This is a genomic window from Aquimarina mycalae (genome assembly GCF_029906345.1).
Classification (GTDB): Bacteria; Bacteroidota; Bacteroidia; order Flavobacteriales; family Flavobacteriaceae; genus Aquimarina.
This window is the reverse complement of sequence record NZ_JARYGY010000004.1, coordinates 1-19,616: the sequence shown is the minus strand read 5'-3', so window position 1 is coordinate 19,616 and position 19,616 is coordinate 1. Positions and strand designations below refer to the sequence as shown.

At 32.6% G+C, this 19,616-nt stretch carries 17 protein-coding genes; 10 read left to right on the top strand and 7 right to left on the bottom strand.

Annotation, left to right across the window (positions count from 1 at the left end; all coding sequences use genetic code 11):
* Window positions 1-544: 544 nt before the first annotated feature.
* The 3 genes from QBK95_RS10235 to QBK95_RS10225 form a co-directional block, all read right to left on the bottom strand.
* Window positions 545-1,873, bottom strand: a complete 1,329-nt coding sequence (locus QBK95_RS10235; protein WP_280933281.1) for a beta-helix domain-containing protein — start codon at window positions 1,871-1,873, stop codon at window positions 545-547.
* Between the two features lie 28 nt (window positions 1,874-1,901).
* Entirely contained in the window at window positions 1,902-4,709 is a 2,808-nt protein-coding gene (locus QBK95_RS10230) for a TonB-dependent receptor (RefSeq protein WP_280933279.1), read from the bottom strand.
* A gap of 343 nt (window positions 4,710-5,052) precedes the next feature.
* Window positions 5,053-5,412, bottom strand: a complete 360-nt coding sequence (locus tag QBK95_RS10225; RefSeq protein ID WP_280933277.1) for a toxin-antitoxin system YwqK family antitoxin — start codon at window positions 5,410-5,412, stop codon at window positions 5,053-5,055.
* A 295-nt stretch (window positions 5,413-5,707) separates the two neighbouring features.
* Here QBK95_RS10225 and chrA point away from each other — a divergent pair, with 295 nt between their 5' ends.
* From chrA to QBK95_RS10200, 5 genes are all read left to right on the top strand, one after another.
* Window positions 5,708-6,808: a chromate efflux transporter gene (chrA, locus tag QBK95_RS10220; RefSeq protein ID WP_280933275.1), complete on the top strand. Its 1,101-nt coding sequence runs from the start codon at window positions 5,708-5,710 to the stop codon at window positions 6,806-6,808.
* Window positions 6,809-7,094: 286 nt separating this feature from the next.
* The gene (locus QBK95_RS10215) at window positions 7,095-8,294 is read left to right on the top strand and encodes a porin (RefSeq protein WP_280933271.1); all 1,200 of its coding nucleotides are present in this window, start codon (window positions 7,095-7,097) and stop codon (window positions 8,292-8,294) included.
* Window positions 8,295-8,374: 80 nt separating this feature from the next.
* Window positions 8,375-10,768, top strand: a complete 2,394-nt coding sequence (locus tag QBK95_RS10210; protein WP_280933269.1) for an inorganic phosphate transporter — start codon at window positions 8,375-8,377, stop codon at window positions 10,766-10,768.
* A gap of 199 nt (window positions 10,769-10,967) precedes the next feature.
* Window positions 10,968-11,651 (top strand): response regulator transcription factor, encoded by a 684-nt coding sequence (locus QBK95_RS10205; protein WP_280933267.1) that lies wholly within the window; start codon window positions 10,968-10,970, stop codon window positions 11,649-11,651.
* Entirely contained in the window at window positions 11,651-12,730 is a 1,080-nt protein-coding gene (locus tag QBK95_RS10200; protein WP_280933266.1) for a sensor histidine kinase, read from the top strand. The genes QBK95_RS10205 and QBK95_RS10200 overlap by 1 nt, the downstream gene beginning before the upstream one ends.
* Here QBK95_RS10200 and QBK95_RS10195 read toward each other — a convergent pair.
* Entirely contained in the window at window positions 12,668-13,723 is a 1,056-nt protein-coding gene (locus tag QBK95_RS10195; RefSeq protein WP_348637333.1) for a glycosyltransferase, read from the bottom strand. The two genes, QBK95_RS10200 and QBK95_RS10195, sit on opposite strands and share 63 nt — an antisense overlap.
* Before the next feature lie 239 nt (window positions 13,724-13,962).
* Between QBK95_RS10195 and trmB the strand changes: the two genes are divergently transcribed.
* Genes trmB through QBK95_RS10180 form a run of 3 tightly spaced genes read left to right on the top strand, consistent with a single transcriptional unit; the run spans window position 13,963 to window position 15,615 of the window.
* Window positions 13,963-14,637, top strand: coding sequence for a tRNA (guanosine(46)-N7)-methyltransferase TrmB (trmB, locus tag QBK95_RS10190; protein ID WP_280933261.1), 675 nt, complete (start codon window positions 13,963-13,965; stop codon window positions 14,635-14,637).
* Between the two features lie 14 nt (window positions 14,638-14,651).
* The gene (locus QBK95_RS10185; protein WP_280933259.1) at window positions 14,652-15,287 is read left to right on the top strand and encodes a LysE family translocator; all 636 of its coding nucleotides are present in this window, start codon (window positions 14,652-14,654) and stop codon (window positions 15,285-15,287) included.
* Window positions 15,277-15,615, top strand: coding sequence for an MGMT family protein (locus tag QBK95_RS10180; protein ID WP_280933257.1), 339 nt, complete (start codon window positions 15,277-15,279; stop codon window positions 15,613-15,615). Before QBK95_RS10185 ends, QBK95_RS10180 begins: the two co-directional genes overlap by 11 nt.
* Window positions 15,616-15,647: 32 nt before the next feature.
* On the opposite strand, the gene QBK95_RS10175 is transcribed toward QBK95_RS10180, so the two are convergent.
* Entirely contained in the window at window positions 15,648-16,481 is an 834-nt protein-coding gene (locus QBK95_RS10175) for an outer membrane beta-barrel protein (RefSeq protein WP_280933255.1), read from the bottom strand.
* A gap of 193 nt (window positions 16,482-16,674) precedes the next feature.
* Here QBK95_RS10175 and QBK95_RS10170 point away from each other — a divergent pair, with 193 nt between their 5' ends.
* A complete protein-coding gene (locus tag QBK95_RS10170) occupies window positions 16,675-17,817 on the top strand; it encodes an Mrp/NBP35 family ATP-binding protein (RefSeq protein ID WP_280933253.1) in 1,143 nt (380 codons plus the stop codon).
* A 3-nt stretch (window positions 17,818-17,820) separates the two neighbouring features.
* Window positions 17,821-18,060: a NifU family protein gene (locus tag QBK95_RS10165; protein ID WP_280933251.1), complete on the top strand. Its 240-nt coding sequence runs from the start codon at window positions 17,821-17,823 to the stop codon at window positions 18,058-18,060.
* A 215-nt stretch (window positions 18,061-18,275) separates the two neighbouring features.
* Here the strand turns inward: QBK95_RS10165 and QBK95_RS10160 are convergent, their stop codons facing one another.
* Together QBK95_RS10160 and QBK95_RS10155 are read right to left on the bottom strand one after the other, a co-directional pair.
* On the bottom strand, window positions 18,276-19,172 hold the full coding sequence (locus tag QBK95_RS10160) for a metallophosphoesterase family protein (protein WP_280933249.1): 897 nt from the start codon (window positions 19,170-19,172) through the stop codon (window positions 18,276-18,278).
* 64 nt (window positions 19,173-19,236) lie between these two features.
* The gene (locus tag QBK95_RS10155; protein ID WP_280933248.1) at window positions 19,237-19,545 is read right to left on the bottom strand and encodes a hypothetical protein; all 309 of its coding nucleotides are present in this window, start codon (window positions 19,543-19,545) and stop codon (window positions 19,237-19,239) included.
* Between the last annotated feature and the right edge of the window lie 71 nt (window positions 19,546-19,616).

Below are 19,616 nucleotides of genomic sequence, written 5' to 3'. Positions count from 1 at the left end.
AAGTGTTAAAAAACAAAAGAGTATGGATTGAGCTAAAAAAGAGAAGACCGAATATAAACATTATTGTTGTTGGATAATAATGATTTTTCGGCCTTCTACGAACACGTATTTTTATATCAATCGGCTAACTCATTTAATAAAAAACGGATTGATAATGAGATGTTTTGAAAAGTAGTTTGTAAGTATTTAATCTGATCACAAATAACAGGACTTTATGACTTATTTGTTTTAACCTAGTATTATTCTTGGATTAAGTAACTGTAATTTTTTTTGATAATTAGCAAGGTTTTATTTTGTTTAATCAAAAGGTGCAGTATTCTTTTATACTTAATAAAATATATAAGTTGTTGTTTGTTAGTCTTTTTAATTATATAAGTCTATAATCTAAGCATTAGGTTGTTGTGTCATTTATTTTAAATAATATTATCTAAAAGTTAAGTGACCGTGTAACATCAAAACATGTTTTATTAAGAGGTAAAATAAGGTTTCAGATAAAAAAAGCACCTTGTAGATCAAGGTGCTTTTTCTCATTTAGTTGTATATACTACAATCTTGCCCATCCATCTGTCCAGGTATCACTATCTTGTAATGCTCCAGCGTAGTTAGCAGCAGTAAAGAAAGAGTTTAGTGTAGAAGGGTCAAAGTTGTCTACTCCGTCTACTGCGGTTGTATACTCATATGAACCTCTAACACCATTGATTACAAATCCACTAGGAATTGCTGTACCCATAGTATTAAATGGAGCACCAGAACCGTCAACAGTAAAGTTGTTAAACGTTGCAAAATCGGCTAAATCTACTGTAGCAACACCTCCATGATCCAGATCAAAAGAATTTACGTTATCAATAATTGAATTTCTTACAATTACTTCATTGTTGTTTAGATTTACTAAAGTTTGGTCATCATCTACTTCGATTCCTTTTCCTGGGAATGCTTTGATAATAGTGTTGTACATAGATACTTTAGTACCTGCTCTAAACTCAATACCCTTATTCTCACCATCGCCATCTTCAGCTCCAATTAGTGTGATGTTAGATAATGTTGGATTAGAAAAAGGAGCTGCACCTGGATTATCAGAAAAGTTATCTGCTTCTATACCTTTATCACCTGCAGCAGAAGTTTGCTGAGCAATCCAGAATTGACCATTTCCTACCCATCCATCTGTCCAGTCATATGAATCATCTCCTGCACCTGTTACAATTGCATATTTTAGATTTACAGTTCCTCCAAAGAACTCAATTCCATCATCATTTCCGTTAAATGCTTGGATATATTCTATGGTAGTTCCATTACCTACACCATATAGAGAAAGACCATTATATTCTGCATCGTCATTGATTTTTCCACCAGTATATTCTAAACGTACATAACGTAAGATTCCTGAGCTATCTGCAGCGTCAGTTCCACCATATGTAAGGTTTGCAACTTCTGTAGTTGCTGTAGTTCCTCTATTGATAGGCGCTCTTCCAGCAAGTAATAATCCACCCCAGTCTCCAGGATTTGGAGTAGATTTGTTCGATGTAAATACAATTGGTTGACTTGCAGTTCCTTCTGCCATTATTGTAGCACCTTGCTCAATTGCTAAGTAAGAGAATACACCACCTACATCACCAGCTATGATTCTGGTTCCTGCATCTATAGTTAAAGTAACTCCGTCAACAACAGATACACCACCTCTTAGTTCATATGTTTCACTAGCGTTTAATGTTAAGTCAGAAGTAATTTGACCTTCAAGAACTATAGTTCCAGAAGTACTTCCATCACCACCTTGGTTAATAATTACATCACCAATGTTGTCTTCTTGTATAGTACAAGCAGAGAACAACAAAGCTGTACCAAATAATATTCCAGTAAATAAATTTTTAGTTTTCATTTTTAATATTAATTGTGTTCGTATTTTTTTAAAGTTTAAATGTTACTCCAAGACTAAAGTTGATACCGTTGTCAAATCTATAAGTTGTCAAATCTTGGTTTAAATTTTCCTGATCCTGAAATCTTGATATAGAAGGATTCAATAAATTTTTAGCTTTAAAGCTGATTTCTATATGTTTCCCGATTTGATCTTTAAAGTTAAAATTCAAAGTTCCGTATCCTTTTTCGAAGATGTCTCCTCGACCATTACTTCCAGCAGCATATATTCTATCTCCGAAAATGTTGAAATCTAATGCCGAAGTAATTTTATGGTTGTTTATCTCTTTGCTATATGCTATATCTGCATTTATTAAGAATGGAGATGCTCCTTGTAGTTGACGTTCGTTATTAGTAGGAGCAATGTTTACTCCATTGATCTGAAGATCTTCATCTATTTTTACTTTAGAATACATAATTGTAGTATTCACTCCAAAATTAAGATCGTTCCAAGCTGTTTCTTCTAATTTAAAAAGGTTTCCAAGGTTCTTCCTGTATTCTAGCTCTAAACCAAACACAGTAGCACTAGAGGTGTTTCCAAAGGAGTTAAAGTTGGATGCAGAAGCTAGACCTATTTTTTCAATAGGCTTATCTATATACTTACCGAATATCGTAGCACTTAATAATTCTCCTGATTGCTCTGGAAAATATTCCCATTTAATATCGGCATTATAGTTATCCGAGTTCTTTAACTGTGGGTTACCTACAGTAGCTTCTGTTACATCTTCATCTAAGAAAGGAGCTACCTCAGTGAATTTCGGTAGAGTAACTGTCTTACTAGCTGCAAATCTTAGATTAGATTTTTCATTTAGTGAATATTTCAAGCTAATACTAGGTAAAATAAACGTTTCCTCTAATACACTATTTCTAAAAGGACTGGTTTCTAAATCTTGCTGAAGTCTAAAGAAAATGTTTTGCTCAAATATTTCTGCCCTTATACCTCCATTAAAAATTAATTTTTCTCCCAGTGCATATTGAAGATTAGCATATCCTCCGAAGTTAGTAAAGTCAGCCTCGTAAATACGAGTAGAATTTAAGTTTTCTAATACGATATACTCCCCAGCAAGAAAGTTTTCTTCATTTAGTAACGCATCAGGATTGTTAAAATCAACATTAAGATTATTAAGATTGTTTAGATTGTAGTTTAACTGATTTGCTTCAAACTCTCTGTCTTTACTTCTAAAGAACGTACCGATAGTAACTTTGTTTTTGAAGTTGTCATCTTCATCTTTGCCAAAGTTAATGTCGAAATCTATGTTGAGGGAATAGTCATTTTCGTTTAATTCTTGATAGAAACGTTGGTTATTTGCAAAATCTGGACTAGTTGCATCACCAAGAATTAGATTTCCGTTAGAAGCTTCTGTAAAAATTAATTGACGTCTGTCTGGAATCAAACCTTGTGCTTTATTATAAGCAACTCCCCAACCTAGAGAATATTTACCTTCATTAAACTTATGGTCTCCAGTAAGTTGTTGTGTAAACAAGTTGTTCTGCTCATAAGTACCTCTTCTGATTCTAATAAATACATCAGTATCTTCGCTACTTCTCCCTCTTAATTCCCTCAATTCATCTTGTGTATCATTTACGTATAAAGTCGTAGAAAGAATCTTGTTATTACTATTCCAACGATATCCTAAACTACTAAGTACTGTGGTGTTAGTTTTATATCTATAACGATCTACATCTTCAAAAAAGCCAATCCCAACAGTTGATTCTCCTTGTGAGTTATAGGCAGCTTCTACGCCATCTAATGCTGTCTCATGGCCTTGGCTAAATGATCCTGTAAAAAGAAAATCTATTTTGTGGGGATTATCTTCTCCAAACGTAAAAGTCTTTCCTCCCGTAATACTAAGTCCACCATCTGGACCATTAAATCTTTTTTGTGGATTAAAAGATGTGTCAAAAGGAAAATAATCAATCTCTGTACTGTTATAATTGTAATTAGGAATATCTAAAAAGACAGGAACTCTTCTAGATCCGTCGTCAATACCCCATTGGTCATACTGACCTCCATTTAATAAAAAGAAGTCATTTGCAATAGCATTGGTGTTTACTCCAGAACTGAAACCGATCTCTAAAAATCCTTTTCCTGGACGATCCTTTGTATCAATATTTACACTTGCTCCAGCAAAATCACCATAGATATTGGGAGAATATGTTTTAAAAATCCCTAAGTTTTCTACAATATCTGTTGGGAAAATCCCTAAATCAATTAATTTTAATTTTGGATTTAAAGAAGGAATCGGCAACCCATTAAGGTATGCATTATTGTAACGATCTCCCAAACCACGAACATATAATTTGTCACTTTGTTTAGAAATACCAGTAGCTTTGGTCAAACCAGTTGCTACATCACTTACTCCTTTTTTAGAAAGTTCTTGTGCACCAATCTTTTGCTGAATAGTGACAGCGTTTTTCTGCTCAAGTAGAATGGCAGCTTCGGATTCTTTTTTGACTGTAGTCTTAATAATAACCTCATCTAATGCAGCAGCACTTGCTCCTAAAGCTGTATTTATAGTGGTGGTTTGATTAGCAACTACTACTGCTTCTTTGTCTAAAGTTTCATATCCTACAAAACTAAACTCTACAGTATAAGTTCCTGGTTCTAAGTTTTCGATAGTGTATAACCCATCAAAATCAGTAGTTGTTCCTTTAGTAGTTCCTTTGATTAATACATTAGCAAAGGGTAAAGGTTGATTATTTGCTTCTTTATCAAGCAAAGTACCAGCTATTGAGCCAGTTTCCTGCGCACTAACTATTCCAACAACGAATAGTGCACAGAGAATTACAATTTTTCTCATAACGTATTCTAAATTCGGTGCAAATAACGATAGCTATTGTTACCTGTGCGTTATTGAAAAATTAAATAAGAGTGATTATAATGTTTCTTAATTGTTAAGTTATTTACGGTTGAATTCTTTTCAGGAAGAGTTTTTTTTGACCTTAAATGAAGAAACATATTGATTATAAAGAGATATCCTGCTTTTTTTAGAATATTACCTAAATATTAAATCAGGAAAATTGAAGTGTTTTTGTAAGAATAAAATAATTCTTAGATGACAATAGAAATCTAAAATAAGTTTTGATAAAATAAAAAAGCGTTCATTTAATGAACGCTTTGATAATACATTTATAGTGTTAAATTTAATTTCTATTTAAATTAACTACCACATTATTTTTATCTGACCAGGTAGTAACATCTGCAATTTGATTATCAGAATAGTTTACTTCTGATAACTTATTATCGTTCCAAAAAAACCACTTTCCAGTTTTTACTCCGTTATGATATTGTCCCATGGCTATTTTTTTACCTGTTGCATTATATGCTTTCCATTCTCCATGTAATTTACCATCTTTATAAAAACCTTGTTGACGAATTTCTCCATTATCATAAAAGAAAGTTCCTTTTATTACATCTCCTTGTTTTTCAAAAGTAGGTTTTACATCCTGAGCTGTCATAGTTGCAGAAAATACTATGGCAATTGCTAAAAGTATCTTTTTCATGTTCTTTAATTATTTACTGTTATTTGAGGATGTCGACTTAATACTATAAAAGTAATATTTATTTTACATTTATGCAACATATACATAACATTAAGTTAACATTAATTATTTAAAACACTGATCTTAAGTAGTTTGATTTTGACAAAGAAGTTGTGAAAAGATATTTTTTAAGTGTAAATCGTCTTTAATTTGAGAATTAATTGTCAGTAATATTTATATTTTTGACCACTTAATTATAGAGAGAAGGTTAATACAAGAATGTTATATACATGAGTAAAAAAAGAAACTTATAGAAGTGACTACAGTTTTTTTTAAGTTGGGTTGCTTTGCTTTTGGCGGGCCAGCTGCTCATATAGCTATGATGGAAGAAGAGGTAGTTCATAAGAGAAAATGGATGGATCGACAGTATTTTTTAGATCTTATTGGAGCTACGAATCTTATTCCTGGGCCGAATTCTACCGAGATGACCATGCATTGTGGTCATGAGCGCGCAGGAATTGCAGGCTTGTTTGTTGCTGGAATCTGTTTTGTTTTCCCCGCCGTGATTATTACTGGAGTTTTAGCATGGTTTTATACTTCATATGGTCAATTGCCAGAAGTATCTCCTTTTATTCTAGGGATTAAACCTGCTGTATTGGCAATTATTGCTTCAGCTATTTTAAAGTTGGGTAAAAAAGCTTTAAAGAGTTGGGAGATTGGTATTATTGGTGCTTTAGTTTTGATTATTAGTTTATTGGGTGTAAATGAGGTTATGGCATTGTTGAGTGCTGGAGTATTAGGGGTTATATATTTCTGTTCTAAATCCAAATTTATTACTACAAAATCTATCGCTCCTTTCTTTCTTTTAAACATATCATCAGCTTCTCTTATTAAACTGTCATCGTTTAAGGTGTTTTGGACTTTTCTTAAGGTTGGTGCTATATTATATGGTAGTGGTTATGTATTGTTTGCTTATCTTGATGCAGAACTAGTAACCAAAGGATGGCTAACAAGGCCAGAATTAATAGATGCTATTGCTGTTGGTCAATTTACACCTGGTCCAGTATTATCTACAGCAACTTTTATAGGATACCAATTAGGAGGGTTTTGGGGTGCACTTGCTGCAACAATAGGAATCTTTCTTCCTTCTTTTCTTTTTGTATTATTACTCAATCCTCTTATTCCCAAAATGAGAAAATCTAAAGTGTTAAGTTATTTCTTAGATTCAGTTAATATTGCGGCAGTAGCTATAATGTTATCTGTGTTATACGCAATGAGTGTAGATACATTAGTAGGTTGGAGATCAGTACTTATTGCACTTATAAGTTGTGTCCTAATTTTTGGACTTAAAAAAATAAATGTAATGTATATTGTACTTGGAGGTGCTGTTTTAGGGTATTTGTTACACTTGATCTAAAAACATTTTTAACAATAGCTTAAAGTTGAGGTAACATAAAAACTCGCCAAAAAAAATATTTTTGGCGAGTCGCAAGACATACTGTAATTTCAAAAAATCGTATTAGTTTTTGTCGACTTTAGATTTTTGAAATACATGGGCTGATCTTAATAGATCAGCCTTTTTTTGCCCTTGCATAAGTACTCAAAAAAAAGGTCTTTTTAAAATAATCATTATAAAACATTAAGTTAACACTAACTTAACATTGGTATTGGTTCTTTGCAGCGACAAAAATTAATACTGAATTATGAAATTAAAGATTACTCTTGTAGCGTTATTCTTTTTTACGCTTTGTTATACAAATGCCCAAGAAACTACTGAAACAAAATTCGGAAAAGGCATTCTTAATGTAATTGCTAAAGATAGCTCTTGGAGCATGAGATTTGCAACAAGATTCCAATTACTTGGTACATCAGAATGGGGTATCAATGATGGAGACTATAGCAAACCCGAAACTTCATTTTTAGTAAGAAGAGCACGTTTAAAGTTTGATGGTTTTGCCTATAGTCCAAAACTTAAATATAAAATAGAACTTGGTTTATCTAACAGAGATATATCTGGAGCTTCAGAATTTACTAATAATGCTCCTCGATATATTCTTGATGCAGTTATCAAGTGGAATTTTTATAAAAACTTTACGCTTTGGGCAGGACAAACTAAGCTTCCTGGTAACGTAGAGCGTGTTATTTCTTCTGCAAATTTACAATTAGTAGATCGTTCAAGATTAAACAGTAGATTTAATATTGATCGTGATATGGGATTACAATTAAGACATCATTTTAAACTGTCTGAAAAATTTCTTGTTAGAGAAGCATTTGCAATTTCACAAGGTGAAGGAAGAAATATAACTTCTGGAAACTTAGGAGGTCATCAATATACTGGTAGAGTAGAATTATTACCTTTTGGAAAGTTTCAAAGTAAAGGAGATTATAAAGGAGGAGATCTTAAGAGAGAACAAACTCCTAAGTTAATGCTTGCTGCAACGTATGATTTTAATGCTGATGCGGTTAAAAATAGAAGTAACCAAGGATCCTATATGGTTACGAGTACAGGTTTTTATGAGACTAATATCTCTACCATATTTGTAGATGCAGTGTTTAAATATAAAGGCTTTTCTTTTATGGGAGAGTTCGCAGATAGGGATGCAGATGAAGCTATTGCAGTAGAAGAGGATGGAACACCTACAGGAGATATTGTTCAGGTAGGAAATGCTTTAAACCTGCAAGCTGGTTATTTATTCAAAAATAATTGGGAAATTGCAGGAAGATATACGAATCTTAATTATGATGCTGTAGTTGGAAGAGACTTAGAGCAACAATATACTTTAGGGATTTCTAAATATGTTGCTGGACATAATCTAAAAGTTCAGTCAGATATTAGTTATACTACAGAAGCAGGAGAAGCTAGTGGATTAATGTATAGATTACAATTTGATATACATTTCTAGACAATAGACAGATACATAACAGTTTGGTAACATTGGACTGGGAATTGATTTTAATATTTGCACTTTAAAACAAAAAAATAATGGATACGAATACTATTTATTTATTAATGGTGGTTGCACTTGCTGTCTTAGCAATTGCGGATCTTGTAGTAGGAGTTAGTAATGATGCAGTTAACTTCTTGAATTCTGCGATTGGTTCTAAAGCAGTGTCTTTTAGAACAATTATGATTGTTGCCAGTATTGGTATCGCGGCAGGAGCTATTTTCTCAAGTGGGTTGATGGAAGTAGCACGAAAAGGGATATTTAATCCTGGTGAGTTTTATTTTGATGAGATCATGATCATCTTTATGGCGGTGATGATAACTGATATACTCCTCCTCGACTTTTTTAATACCTTGGGTATGCCTACTTCTACAACGGTATCTATTGTATTTAATCTTTTAGGAGCCGCTGTATGTGTTGCATTAATTAAAATAGGTGCAGATCAAGGGCAAACCTTTGCAGACTTAGAGAACTATATCAATACAAAGACTGCGAAAAAAATTATCAGTGGTATTCTGCTCTCGGTAGTGATTGCCTTTTCGGTAGGAGCCATTGTCCAATTCGTTACTCGTCTATTATTATCATATAATTTTGAGAAGAAAGCCAAATGGGTTGGTGCTTTATTTGGAGGTGTTGCTTTAACAGCATTGTTGTATTTCATTTTTATGAAAGGAATTAAAGGAACTGCTTATGCTAAAGCGATTGTTGATGTTATATATAGTGGAGGTCCTGAAGGATTGTTAGATGCTGCAAAAGATTATTTTGGCACTTCTTATGAGACAGTAAAAGAATTGGCTAAAGATCAAAAAAATCTATTTAAAATAGATGGAGATGCAGGTACAATTAAAATGACTCTAAGAGGATTCTTAGAAACATATGTATTCCAGATTGTAGCTGCAGGTTTCGTATTCTGGTCAGTATTGTCTTATGTAATCATTAATTTCTTCAAGGTAAATATTTATAAACTAATTATTATCGTTGGAACTTTTGGATTGGCATTGGCATTTTCTGGTAATGATTTAGTAAACTTTATTGGAGTTCCGATTGCTGGATGGCAATCTTATGAAGCTTGGATAACTTCTGGTATTCCTGCAGCAGAGTTTGCTATGGATGGTTTAGCTAAGAAGAGTGAAACACCAGTATTCTTATTGTTTGCAGCGGGAGCAATTATGGTATTAACCTTATGGTTCTCTAAAAAAGCAAGATATGTTGCTGATACAGAAATCAATCTTTCCAGAGAAGGAGAAGCTAAAGAACGTTTTAAGCCTAACTTTTTATCGAGAGGAGTCGTTAGAGGAACGGTATTGATATCGCAAGGACTTGCTGCGATTACACCAAAACCTGCAATGGATTTTATTGAAAAAAGATTCACCAAGCCTGTAATAGAATTACCAAAAGATAAGACCTATGAGATGCCAGCATTTGATATGATAAGAGCTGCGGTTAATCTTGTGGTTGCAGGAATTCTGATTTCTATTGCTACCTCTATGGGATTACCACTTTCTACAACTTATGTAACTTTTATGGTAGCTATGGGTACGTCATTAGCAGATAGAGCTTGGGGAACAGAAAGTGCAGTATATCGTGTGGCTGGAGTATTAAATGTAATTGGTGGATGGTTTATGACCGCAATCAGTGCATTTATTGCAGCAGGAACAGTGGCATTTTTAATTAACCTTGGTGGTGCTCCAATGGTAGCTGTATTATTGCTTGTAGCAGTATTACTCCTAGCAAGAAACACAATAAGTTATAGAAAAAAGGTAAAAGCAGATAAAGCAGAAGATAGTCTTAAGAGTTCTGAAAGTAGCTCTGTTCAAGGAGTAATCGAAGAGAGTGCAGATAATATCAAATCTTTTGTAAATAGAGGAACGAAGATCTATACAAGTACAATAGAGAGTTTAATAAAGTACGATTTAGCTGCATTAAAGAAAAGTAAAAAAGGAATTGCTAAACTGGATGCAGAGGTAGAAGATTTAAGAGATAATATCTTTTATTTTATTAAGAATTTGGATGAATCCAGTGTGGGTGCAAGTAATTTTTATATCAATATCTTAGGGTATTTACAGGATATGTCTCAATCATTAGCATATATTTCTAAAGCTAGTCATAAACATGTTAATAACAATCATAAGAAACTTCGATTTAATCAAATCAAAGACCTTAAAGAAATCGAGGAACAATTGAATGAATTGTTTGGACAAATTAAAGGAGCATTTAGTGATAGAGATTTTGATCAGATAGATGCTATTCTTAATGAAAAACAAGAATTGTTCAATAAGGTAAATGAGAAGATTGATAAGCAAGTTGCAAGAACCAGAACAGAAGAAAGTAGTCCTAAGAATACCACCTTATATTTTGGGTTATTATTAGAAACTAAAGACTTGATTACGGCAACAATGAACTTGTTAGAAACGTATAAGGATAATAAATAATAAACTCTTTTTTGGGAGATATGTTAAAAGCTGAATATTTTTATATTCAGCTTTTTTTTGATTGATATTAAAGGTAACGTTAAGTAAATGTTATCCTTATAAGATTTTTATGTTAGTTTATTGTTTCCTAGCTTTATAGTCGAAGGAACTTTCACAGTAACATGGTATATTTACATAAGAGATGTAATTCAATAAACAAATGAATAAAAAAGATATTACGATTTTACTAGTAGATGATGAGCCAGATATTTTAGAAATTGTTGGCTATAATCTAACGGCAGAAGGCTACAATGTCCTAACAGCAGAAAATGGTATTGAAGCAGTTAAAATTGCTAAAAAGAAAAAACCACAGTTAATTATTTTGGATGTCATGATGCCAGAGATGGATGGTATTGAAGCATGTGAACAAATACGTAAAGTACCAGACTTAGAAAATACAATTATTACCTTTTTGACAGCTCGTGGTGAGGATTACTCTCAGGTAGCAGGTTTTGATGCTGGAGCCGATGATTATATTACTAAACCTATTAGACCCAAAGTATTGGTTAGTAAAGTAAAAGCATTACTACGTAGATTAAAAGAGGATGACGCTTCTGATAATGTTGTAAAAATTGGAAACCTTGTTATTAATAGAGAAGAGTATAAGATTATAAAGGATAAAAAAGAAATTGTATTGCCAAGAAAAGAGTTTGAATTATTATCTTTATTAGCATCAAAACCAGGTAAAGTCTTTAAAAGAGAGGATATTCTTGATAAAGTTTGGGGTAATGAAGTAATTGTTGGTGGGCGTACTATTGATGTTCATATCCGAAAGTTAAGAGAAAAACTTGGAGATGATAGTTTTAAAACCATAAAAGGAGTTGGTTATAAGTTTGTGATATAATGGCAGAAAATTTTAAGAGATCGTATAGGTTTGCATACTTATCATCTTTATACATATCGTTAATACTTGCGCTCTTATTGAGCGTTTTTTTATATGTTCAAAATCAATTGAATTTTCTATTTGTAATTGGTTTTGTTATTCTGTGTTATGCAGTATCTTTTCTAATAATCCAATATCGGGTTCAGAAATTTATTTATCGTAGAGTTCGAAAAATATATGATGATATCGAAATGTTGGATGTAGATACTATTGGAGAAAGTCCAGTTACAACCGATATGCGAACATTGATCAAGGAGGTAGAAAAGTTTGCCCAGAAAAGAAAAACTGAAATAGAAACTCTAAAAATTAGAGAGGATTATCGTAAGGAGTTTATGGGTAACGTTTCTCATGAGCTAAAAACTCCGTTGTTTACTGTACAAGGATATGTATTAACCCTTCTTGACGGAGCGATGAATGACCCTGCAATTCTTGAAAAATACCTGAATCGCGCTAATAAAGGAGTAGAACGGCTGATTTATATTGTTAATGATCTGGATATGATAACCAAACTAGAAGTAGGTGATCTAAATATTAACTATACCAATTTTGATATTATCGAATTGGTGCAAAGCGTTTTTGATCTATTTGAGATGAAAGCCTCAAAAAAGAATATTGCATTAACTTTTGATATGAATTATCAAGATCCAATATTGGTGCACGCAGACAAAGAAAGAATTCAGCAAGTACTATCTAATTTGGTAGTTAATTCTATCAAGTACGGAAAAGAAGACGGTACAACAGAGGTAAGTATCGAAAATTTAATTCGTAATAAGGTAATTGTTAGAGTTACAGATAATGGAGAAGGGATTGCTCAGGCACATATACCTAGATTGTTTGAACGCTTTTATCGTGTGGACAAGAGTGGATCTCGTAAAGAAGGAGGTTCTGGTCTTGGGTTAGCTATTGTAAAACATATTATAGAAGCACATCACGAACGTATCTATGTAGAAAGTGATTATCGTGTGGGAAGCGAATTTTCATTTACTTTGGAAAAAGTGAAAAAGTTCCCCGTAGTCGATGTCAGTACTAAAGCTGTTTAGTCCTTTGTAATTATTAAGATCATATAACTTCTTTAAAGTAAATTCATTCTGATTACAACTTGGAACAAGTTTTTTATTAGTTAGACGTTTTGCCAGATATTCTTGTTCAAATTGTCCTGGAGTGGGTATAAAAAAAGCTTTTTTCTTTAATTTGGCAAGATCCATTACCGTAGTATACCCAGATCTCGAAATGATAATATTGCTACTATTAATAGTGTCTTCTAATGCTTTTCCTGTAAGGTAATTGTGAACGATTATATTGTTTTTTCTATATGTTTTCTGAGTGTTTTCAATAACACCTCTAACAAATACTATTTTTTTATCACTTCGTTCGAATTCTTGAAAAAGCTTTTTTTCTAACATGGTTCTTTGCGGTTCAGGACCAGAAAGTAATACCATAATATCATATTGTTTGGGTAAGTTTTGGTAATTAAACCTACTTAATGGTCCCAAATAAGTAACAGGAATATTACTTCTTTTAGGATGCCCCAGTTCTCCACTTAAGTTTGGATCACCAGCCATGTCTGGTACCCAACAGACATCGAATTTTTTTATATATTTTTTGTGGATTTTTGTGCTAATTGATGTTGTTTTTCCACTTAGAACCATAAGTTGATGGGTTATAAAAACAGATGGAATACTTTTATGTCGTACACCCATTCTATTATCAGAGATGATTCCATAAAAATCATCAGATTCTATAATACGTTTGGTAACTTTTTTTTCAGCAGAGATTGTATGAGCAATTTTAGGACTTTTCAGGAACATTTTAAGCCTAAAATCCCTTCCTTTCTTAGCATACTCAATATTGTATGAAGGAAGTTCTTCGGTTTTTAAATCGGGAAATTCTTTTTTTAAAAGAGCAAGAGCCGCTCCATCAGATGCTATTACTGGTTCATAATCTTGATCTTTTAGAGCGTTGATTATTGGGATACATCGAGTGGCATGACCCAACCCCCAATTTAGTGGTGCTATCAATACTTTTTTACTCACAATCAATTAGTTTTAATAAATAGAAAGATCCCCGCGGATTCTTTATATTTTAAAATTAATAGTATTCTTCTGTGTATATATTTCCTTAATTTTACCAAAAAATTATGTTTAGGTTAGTGAAATTGTATTTTCAGATAGAGGGAACAACTGTTGAAAAGTGTTTGAATAAAGGAAGAATCTAACATCTAAATGTAACATAAAACCAATTAAGGAGTCAAATAGATATAGCATAGAAAAAGGTGGGAAGCAAGAATAAATTAAAGCGTTTTAATGAGAACAAAACCTTTCAAAATGTAGTAGAACCTACAAGAGAAGAGGTCTTAAATAATTCTTTGGGGTATAAAGGAAAATGGAGAGAGAAGTTCTTTAAGAACCAAAATCCAATTGTACTAGAATTAGGATGTGGTAAGGGCGAGTATACAGTAGGATTAGCAAAAAAATACCCTGAGAAGAACTTTATTGGAATCGATATTAAAGGAGCTCGTTTCTGGCGTGGAGCTAAAACAGCTATTGAAGAAAAAATGACTAATGTAGGTTTTATAAGAACTCAGATTGAATTAGTGGATCATATTTTTGAAACTAATGAAATAGATGAGATATGGATTACCTTTCCAGATCCACAAATAAAATATAAACGTACTAAACATAGAATGACCAATCATGAATTCTTGCAACGTTATAAGAAAGTTCTTAAACCTGATGGATTAATGCATCTTAAAACGGATAGTGAATTTATGCATGGATATACATTAGGATTATTACAGGGAGAAGGACATGAAGTGTTGTATGCAAACCATAATGTGTATCATCAAGAAGGATCACCTGATGAGGTGATTTCTATTCAAACTTTTTATGAAAAACAATATTTGGAAGAAAATAAACCTATAACTTACATCCAGTTTAAAATCAATTAATTACCATCTTCGATTTGGAAACTACTAAACTCTTTTTGGTTACTTTTTTTGCGTCTTTAGTTGGTGTAATTCCACCTGGATTGATCAACATGACAGTGGCTAAGACTTGTCTGGAGAGAGGAAAGAAAAATGGTGTTTTGGTTGCCATAGGAGCCTCAGTAGTTGTTTTTGTACAAGCATTATTTGCGATTTTACTTGCTAAGTATATTTTTTTCAACCCTTTTGTGAAAAATATTTTACTTAGAACAGGAGCTGTTATATTTTTTCTAATGGCCATTTACTTTTTTGTAAAGGCAAAACAGAGAAGAACTAAAATCAAAGTATATAAGCATGCAGGTTCACGTAGCCTTTTTAAAGGAGCTATGATGTCTGTAATCAATGTGTTACCAATTCCTTATTTCTGTACAATTGCTGCAGCCATGAGTGTTAGTGGTAAAATAGAATATGATGCATTAAGAATTGTTACGTTTGGTGTTGCTGCTGGTGCAGGAACTTTCGTAACTCTATATTTTTATGTGCTTTCTTTTCTTAAAATAGAGAAAAAAACAGCATCCATAACTAAGTATTCTAACTATTTTATGGGAATATTAATGTTGATTTTAGTAATTATAACCTTAACAAGAATTATTTATACCTGGGATGAAGGATAATAGTGCTAATGAAAATTTTTTTGATAGAGTATACGAAGTAGCAAAGCTAATTCCATATGGAAGGATTACCTCTTATGGTGCTATTGCAAAGTATTTAGGAGCTGCTCGTAGTGCAAGAATGGTAGGATGGGCAATGAATGCATCTGGAAAACAAGAAGATGTTCCTGCACATCGTGTTGTAAACAGAAAAGGAATTTTAACAGGGAAGCATCATTTTGATGGTACAAATTTAATGCAACAATTGTTAGAAAATGAAGGTGTTGAGGTGATTGAGAATCAAATACAAGATTTTGAAAAATTATTCTGGGATCCAACGAAGGAATTATAACTAGAGTAGTTTCTTTTATGTCTTGCCTTGATTCAAATAAAAATACCTATACCTGCAGAAAAAGTAGAAAAGTCAATTCCTCCTATTCTTAAATACTCATATCCTCCCGTTACTCTAAATCGATTGAGGTGATAATTTAATAAGGCATTTAGTTTATCAGAAGATCGAGTATTAATAATAGTTTGATTATAATTTACTTCAATGCTTAATGGTTTTGCAAAAAAGTATTCTGCCCCGATACCATATGTAAAACCTAATTCTTCTACACTTCCGCCAACGTAGGTTGCACCGATACCCCAATAAGCATTAAATCTTTCTGTACGAACTCTATGATACTTAGCTAAAAATGTAAACGTCGCTAAAGAGTTATTACCAAAAAAAGTATTATTCTCCCATAGTTGCAAGTAATCAGCTTCTATACTAACTCTACGTAAGAATCTAAAATCTATATTCAGGTGATTGCCATAAAGCTCTTTGTTTTCTGCAATAAATCGATTGCTTAGAGTAATTCTGGTTAGATTAGTGTCTCCACCCCAATCATATGCATAATTACCTTTGTTAGTATTGTAATAAGGATATTTGGTTATAAAAGCACTGCTGGCACTATTTTCTTGCTCGGCGGGACTTTCAATTAAACCATAATAGGTAGCATATAAACCAATCTCGACAAAAACCATTATGAGATCACCCCAAAGTGGATCATCGTTAAAAGAAGAACTCCCAGAACCTCTGGAACTTGATATTGATGAACTGGAACTATTGCGTTTAGATAATCCTTTTTCAGCTTTTTCCAGTTTTCCTTGACTGAAACTTAAAGAAGATATTGTAAGAAATAAGGACAAAGTAAAAATTGTTTGTTTCATCATTAAGTATTGATTTATTTTAGAAATTCATCATCATCACAAATTATACCGTTTTGTAGATATACATTGTATTAACAATCTCAATACAGCTATAAATTGAAATGATTTATAGGTTTTATAATCTTAACTTTTCGACCTATCTTTGCGCTTAGAATCATTCTAGATTGATTCATTGTTAGAAAAAGAAACAATACGCATGAAGTTAGAAAAATCAGATATATTAAAAGCGCTGGAAACGATCACTGTTGCTGGAGAAGGAAAGAATATGGTAGAGAGTGGTGCTGTAAAAAATGTGATCACGTTTGGAGATGAAGTAATAGTGGATTTAGAGCTGTCAACACCTGCTTTGCATATCAAAAAGAGAGCAGAAGTAGATGTTATGAAAGTAATTCATGAAAAGGTATATGAAAAGGCAAAAGTAAAAGTGAATATAAAGGTTGATGCTCCTGCCCCTAAACAACCCGAAAAAAATGTGATTAAAGGAAAACCAATTCCTGGTATTAAAAATATTATTGCTGTAGCTTCTGGAAAAGGAGGAGTAGGTAAATCTACGGTAACATCTAATTTGGCAGTTACTCTTGCCAAAATGGGTTTTAGTGTAGGGTTATTAGATGCAGATATTTATGGTCCTTCTGCTCCGATTATGTTTGATGTAGAACGAGAAAAACCATTATCTGTTAGAGTAGGAGATAAATCTAAAATGAAACCCGTAGAAAATTATGGTGTTAAGATTTTATCTATAGGTTTTTTTACACAACCTAATCAAGCTGTTGTATGGAGAGGACCTATGGCGGCAAAAGCATTAAACCAAATGATTTTTGATGCGGCTTGGGGAGAATTAGATTTCTTATTACTCGATTTACCGCCAGGAACAGGAGATATTCATTTATCAATTATGCAATCATTGCCAATTACGGGAGCTGTAGTAGTAAGTACGCCTCAGAATGTTGCATTAGCTGATGCTAGAAAAGGAGTAGCAATGTTTCAGCAGGATAGTATTAGTGTTCCTGTATTAGGGATTATTGAAAACATGGCATATTTTACTCCAGAAGAACTTCCTAACAATAAATATTATATCTTTGGGAAAGAAGGTGCAAAATACCTTGCAGAAGATATTGATGTACCGTTTTTAGGAGAAATACCGCTGGTACAGAGTATTAGAGAAGCTGGAGATGTAGGTCGACCTGCAGCATTACAAACAGCAACGCCTATAGAAAAAGCTTTTGAAGAATTAACAAGAAATGTAGTTCAGCAGGTAGTGGATAGAAACGAGAACTTACCACCTACTGAAGCAATTAAAATAACAACAATGGCGGGATGTTCTGCTATAAAAAAATAGAAAATGACTTCTGAAGAATTAAGAATTAATGTAGAAAAAGCGCTAGATGAGATTCGTCCTTTCTTAGAGAGTGATGGAGGTAATATTTCATTGGTGGGAATTGAGAATGATAAGAAGGTCAAAGTTCAATTAGAAGGAGCTTGTGTAGGTTGTAGTGTAAACCAAATGACACTAAAATCGGGAGTAGAAATGACAATTAAAAAATATGCTCCTCAGATTGAAGAAGTAATAAATATAGAGTAAGATAGTTTATCATATCACTATAAGTCATAATATATGCTCAAGAAGAACCCTTTTCTTGAGCATATGTTTTTTTATGACCAAAAGGGTGTGGTAAGAGATTTTTAAAATAATCAATCTTGAAGATACTCGTACTTTCGATGTTTATAATACCCATTGTACTCTTATTTTATTTAAATAAGGTATATGAATACTTTTCATACCAGCGTACAATACAATTATTCCGTTATGAAGTCAGTTAGTTTTTGAGGACCTTCTAGAGGAACTCTAATAATTTTTAATGTACCATCTCCTGAGGTAGCAATTTGCCATTTAATCAATGTGATATTTCCATGTTCGATTTCGATTCCAGTAATAGATCTTGGATGTACACAACTACCATCATTAAACAGTGCTAATTCTCCAGCTTCAGGAAAACGAGGACGATGGGTATGACCAATAATAGTAAATTGATTCTTATGATTAGCAATCCATTTTTTTATTCTTCGTTCTACCTTGATCGTTTCTTTATAATTTTTAGCAGGACTTGTAGGATCAGCGATACCCACAACTTGGAGCGGTTTCCATAACACTCGTACTAAAAACCTATTGATTCTCCATCCTACGTAATTCATGAAATCTGCCTGGTGACCGTGTAAAAGAAAAATCCCTTGCCCTGTATTTTGATGTTTTAGAACAATAGCTTCGTGATATTGTATATCAGGAAATAATGGGACATCTTTATCGATTTTTGGATCAAAATAAGTGCTCAAATGTTTTTTTACATATTTTGGATCACGATATACCATATCATGATTTCCCCAAATCATTTCTAGTCTGTTATCTAGGTAAAATTTTTGAAGTAATTCATAAACGTTTTTATGCGCTTTTAGAATTGTTTCGAAATGGAGATTTTCCCACAATTCATCACCATCACCAATTTCACAATATGTAAATCCTTGATCATAATAGTGTTGTATTGCATGGTAATAAATGTTACGATTATTGGCAAAATCATCCGCAAAACTATTATCTCCTCTATGGCAATCACTAAAAAGAATAAACTTAGATGAATCGTCAAATGGTATGACTTTAGCGTTTTTAAAAGCACGATCCAGACGAGATTGAGAAGACATATACACTACATTTGGTATAAATATACAATACTATATGTTTTTATAGATTACTATTCACTAAATATTAATGATTCTCTAGTACTGGTTTTTTTTGTAGATGAAAATTACTAAGAATCATCAAAAAAGCAACAATATATAACCACCAGGTTTGTGTGTAATCCAAATAATAAACGGTTAGAAGAAGGGTTAATCCCGAAGTATATAATAAAATATTCAACCAAGACCTGTTTTTGTAATGTTTCCACATCAGGAAAACACTACCTAAAAGAAATATACCAAGGATAATATATTTCCATTTAGAATTATACGATAGTTGTCCTAAACTGGAGATTCCTATGAATTTGACCCATCCATTCCTGTTTAAATTGCGCATAGTAAAACAGGTTCTAAAAAGAGCGGTTTTGTGATTATAAAAGTATAAAAAATATTATTGTTTTTTTCTTT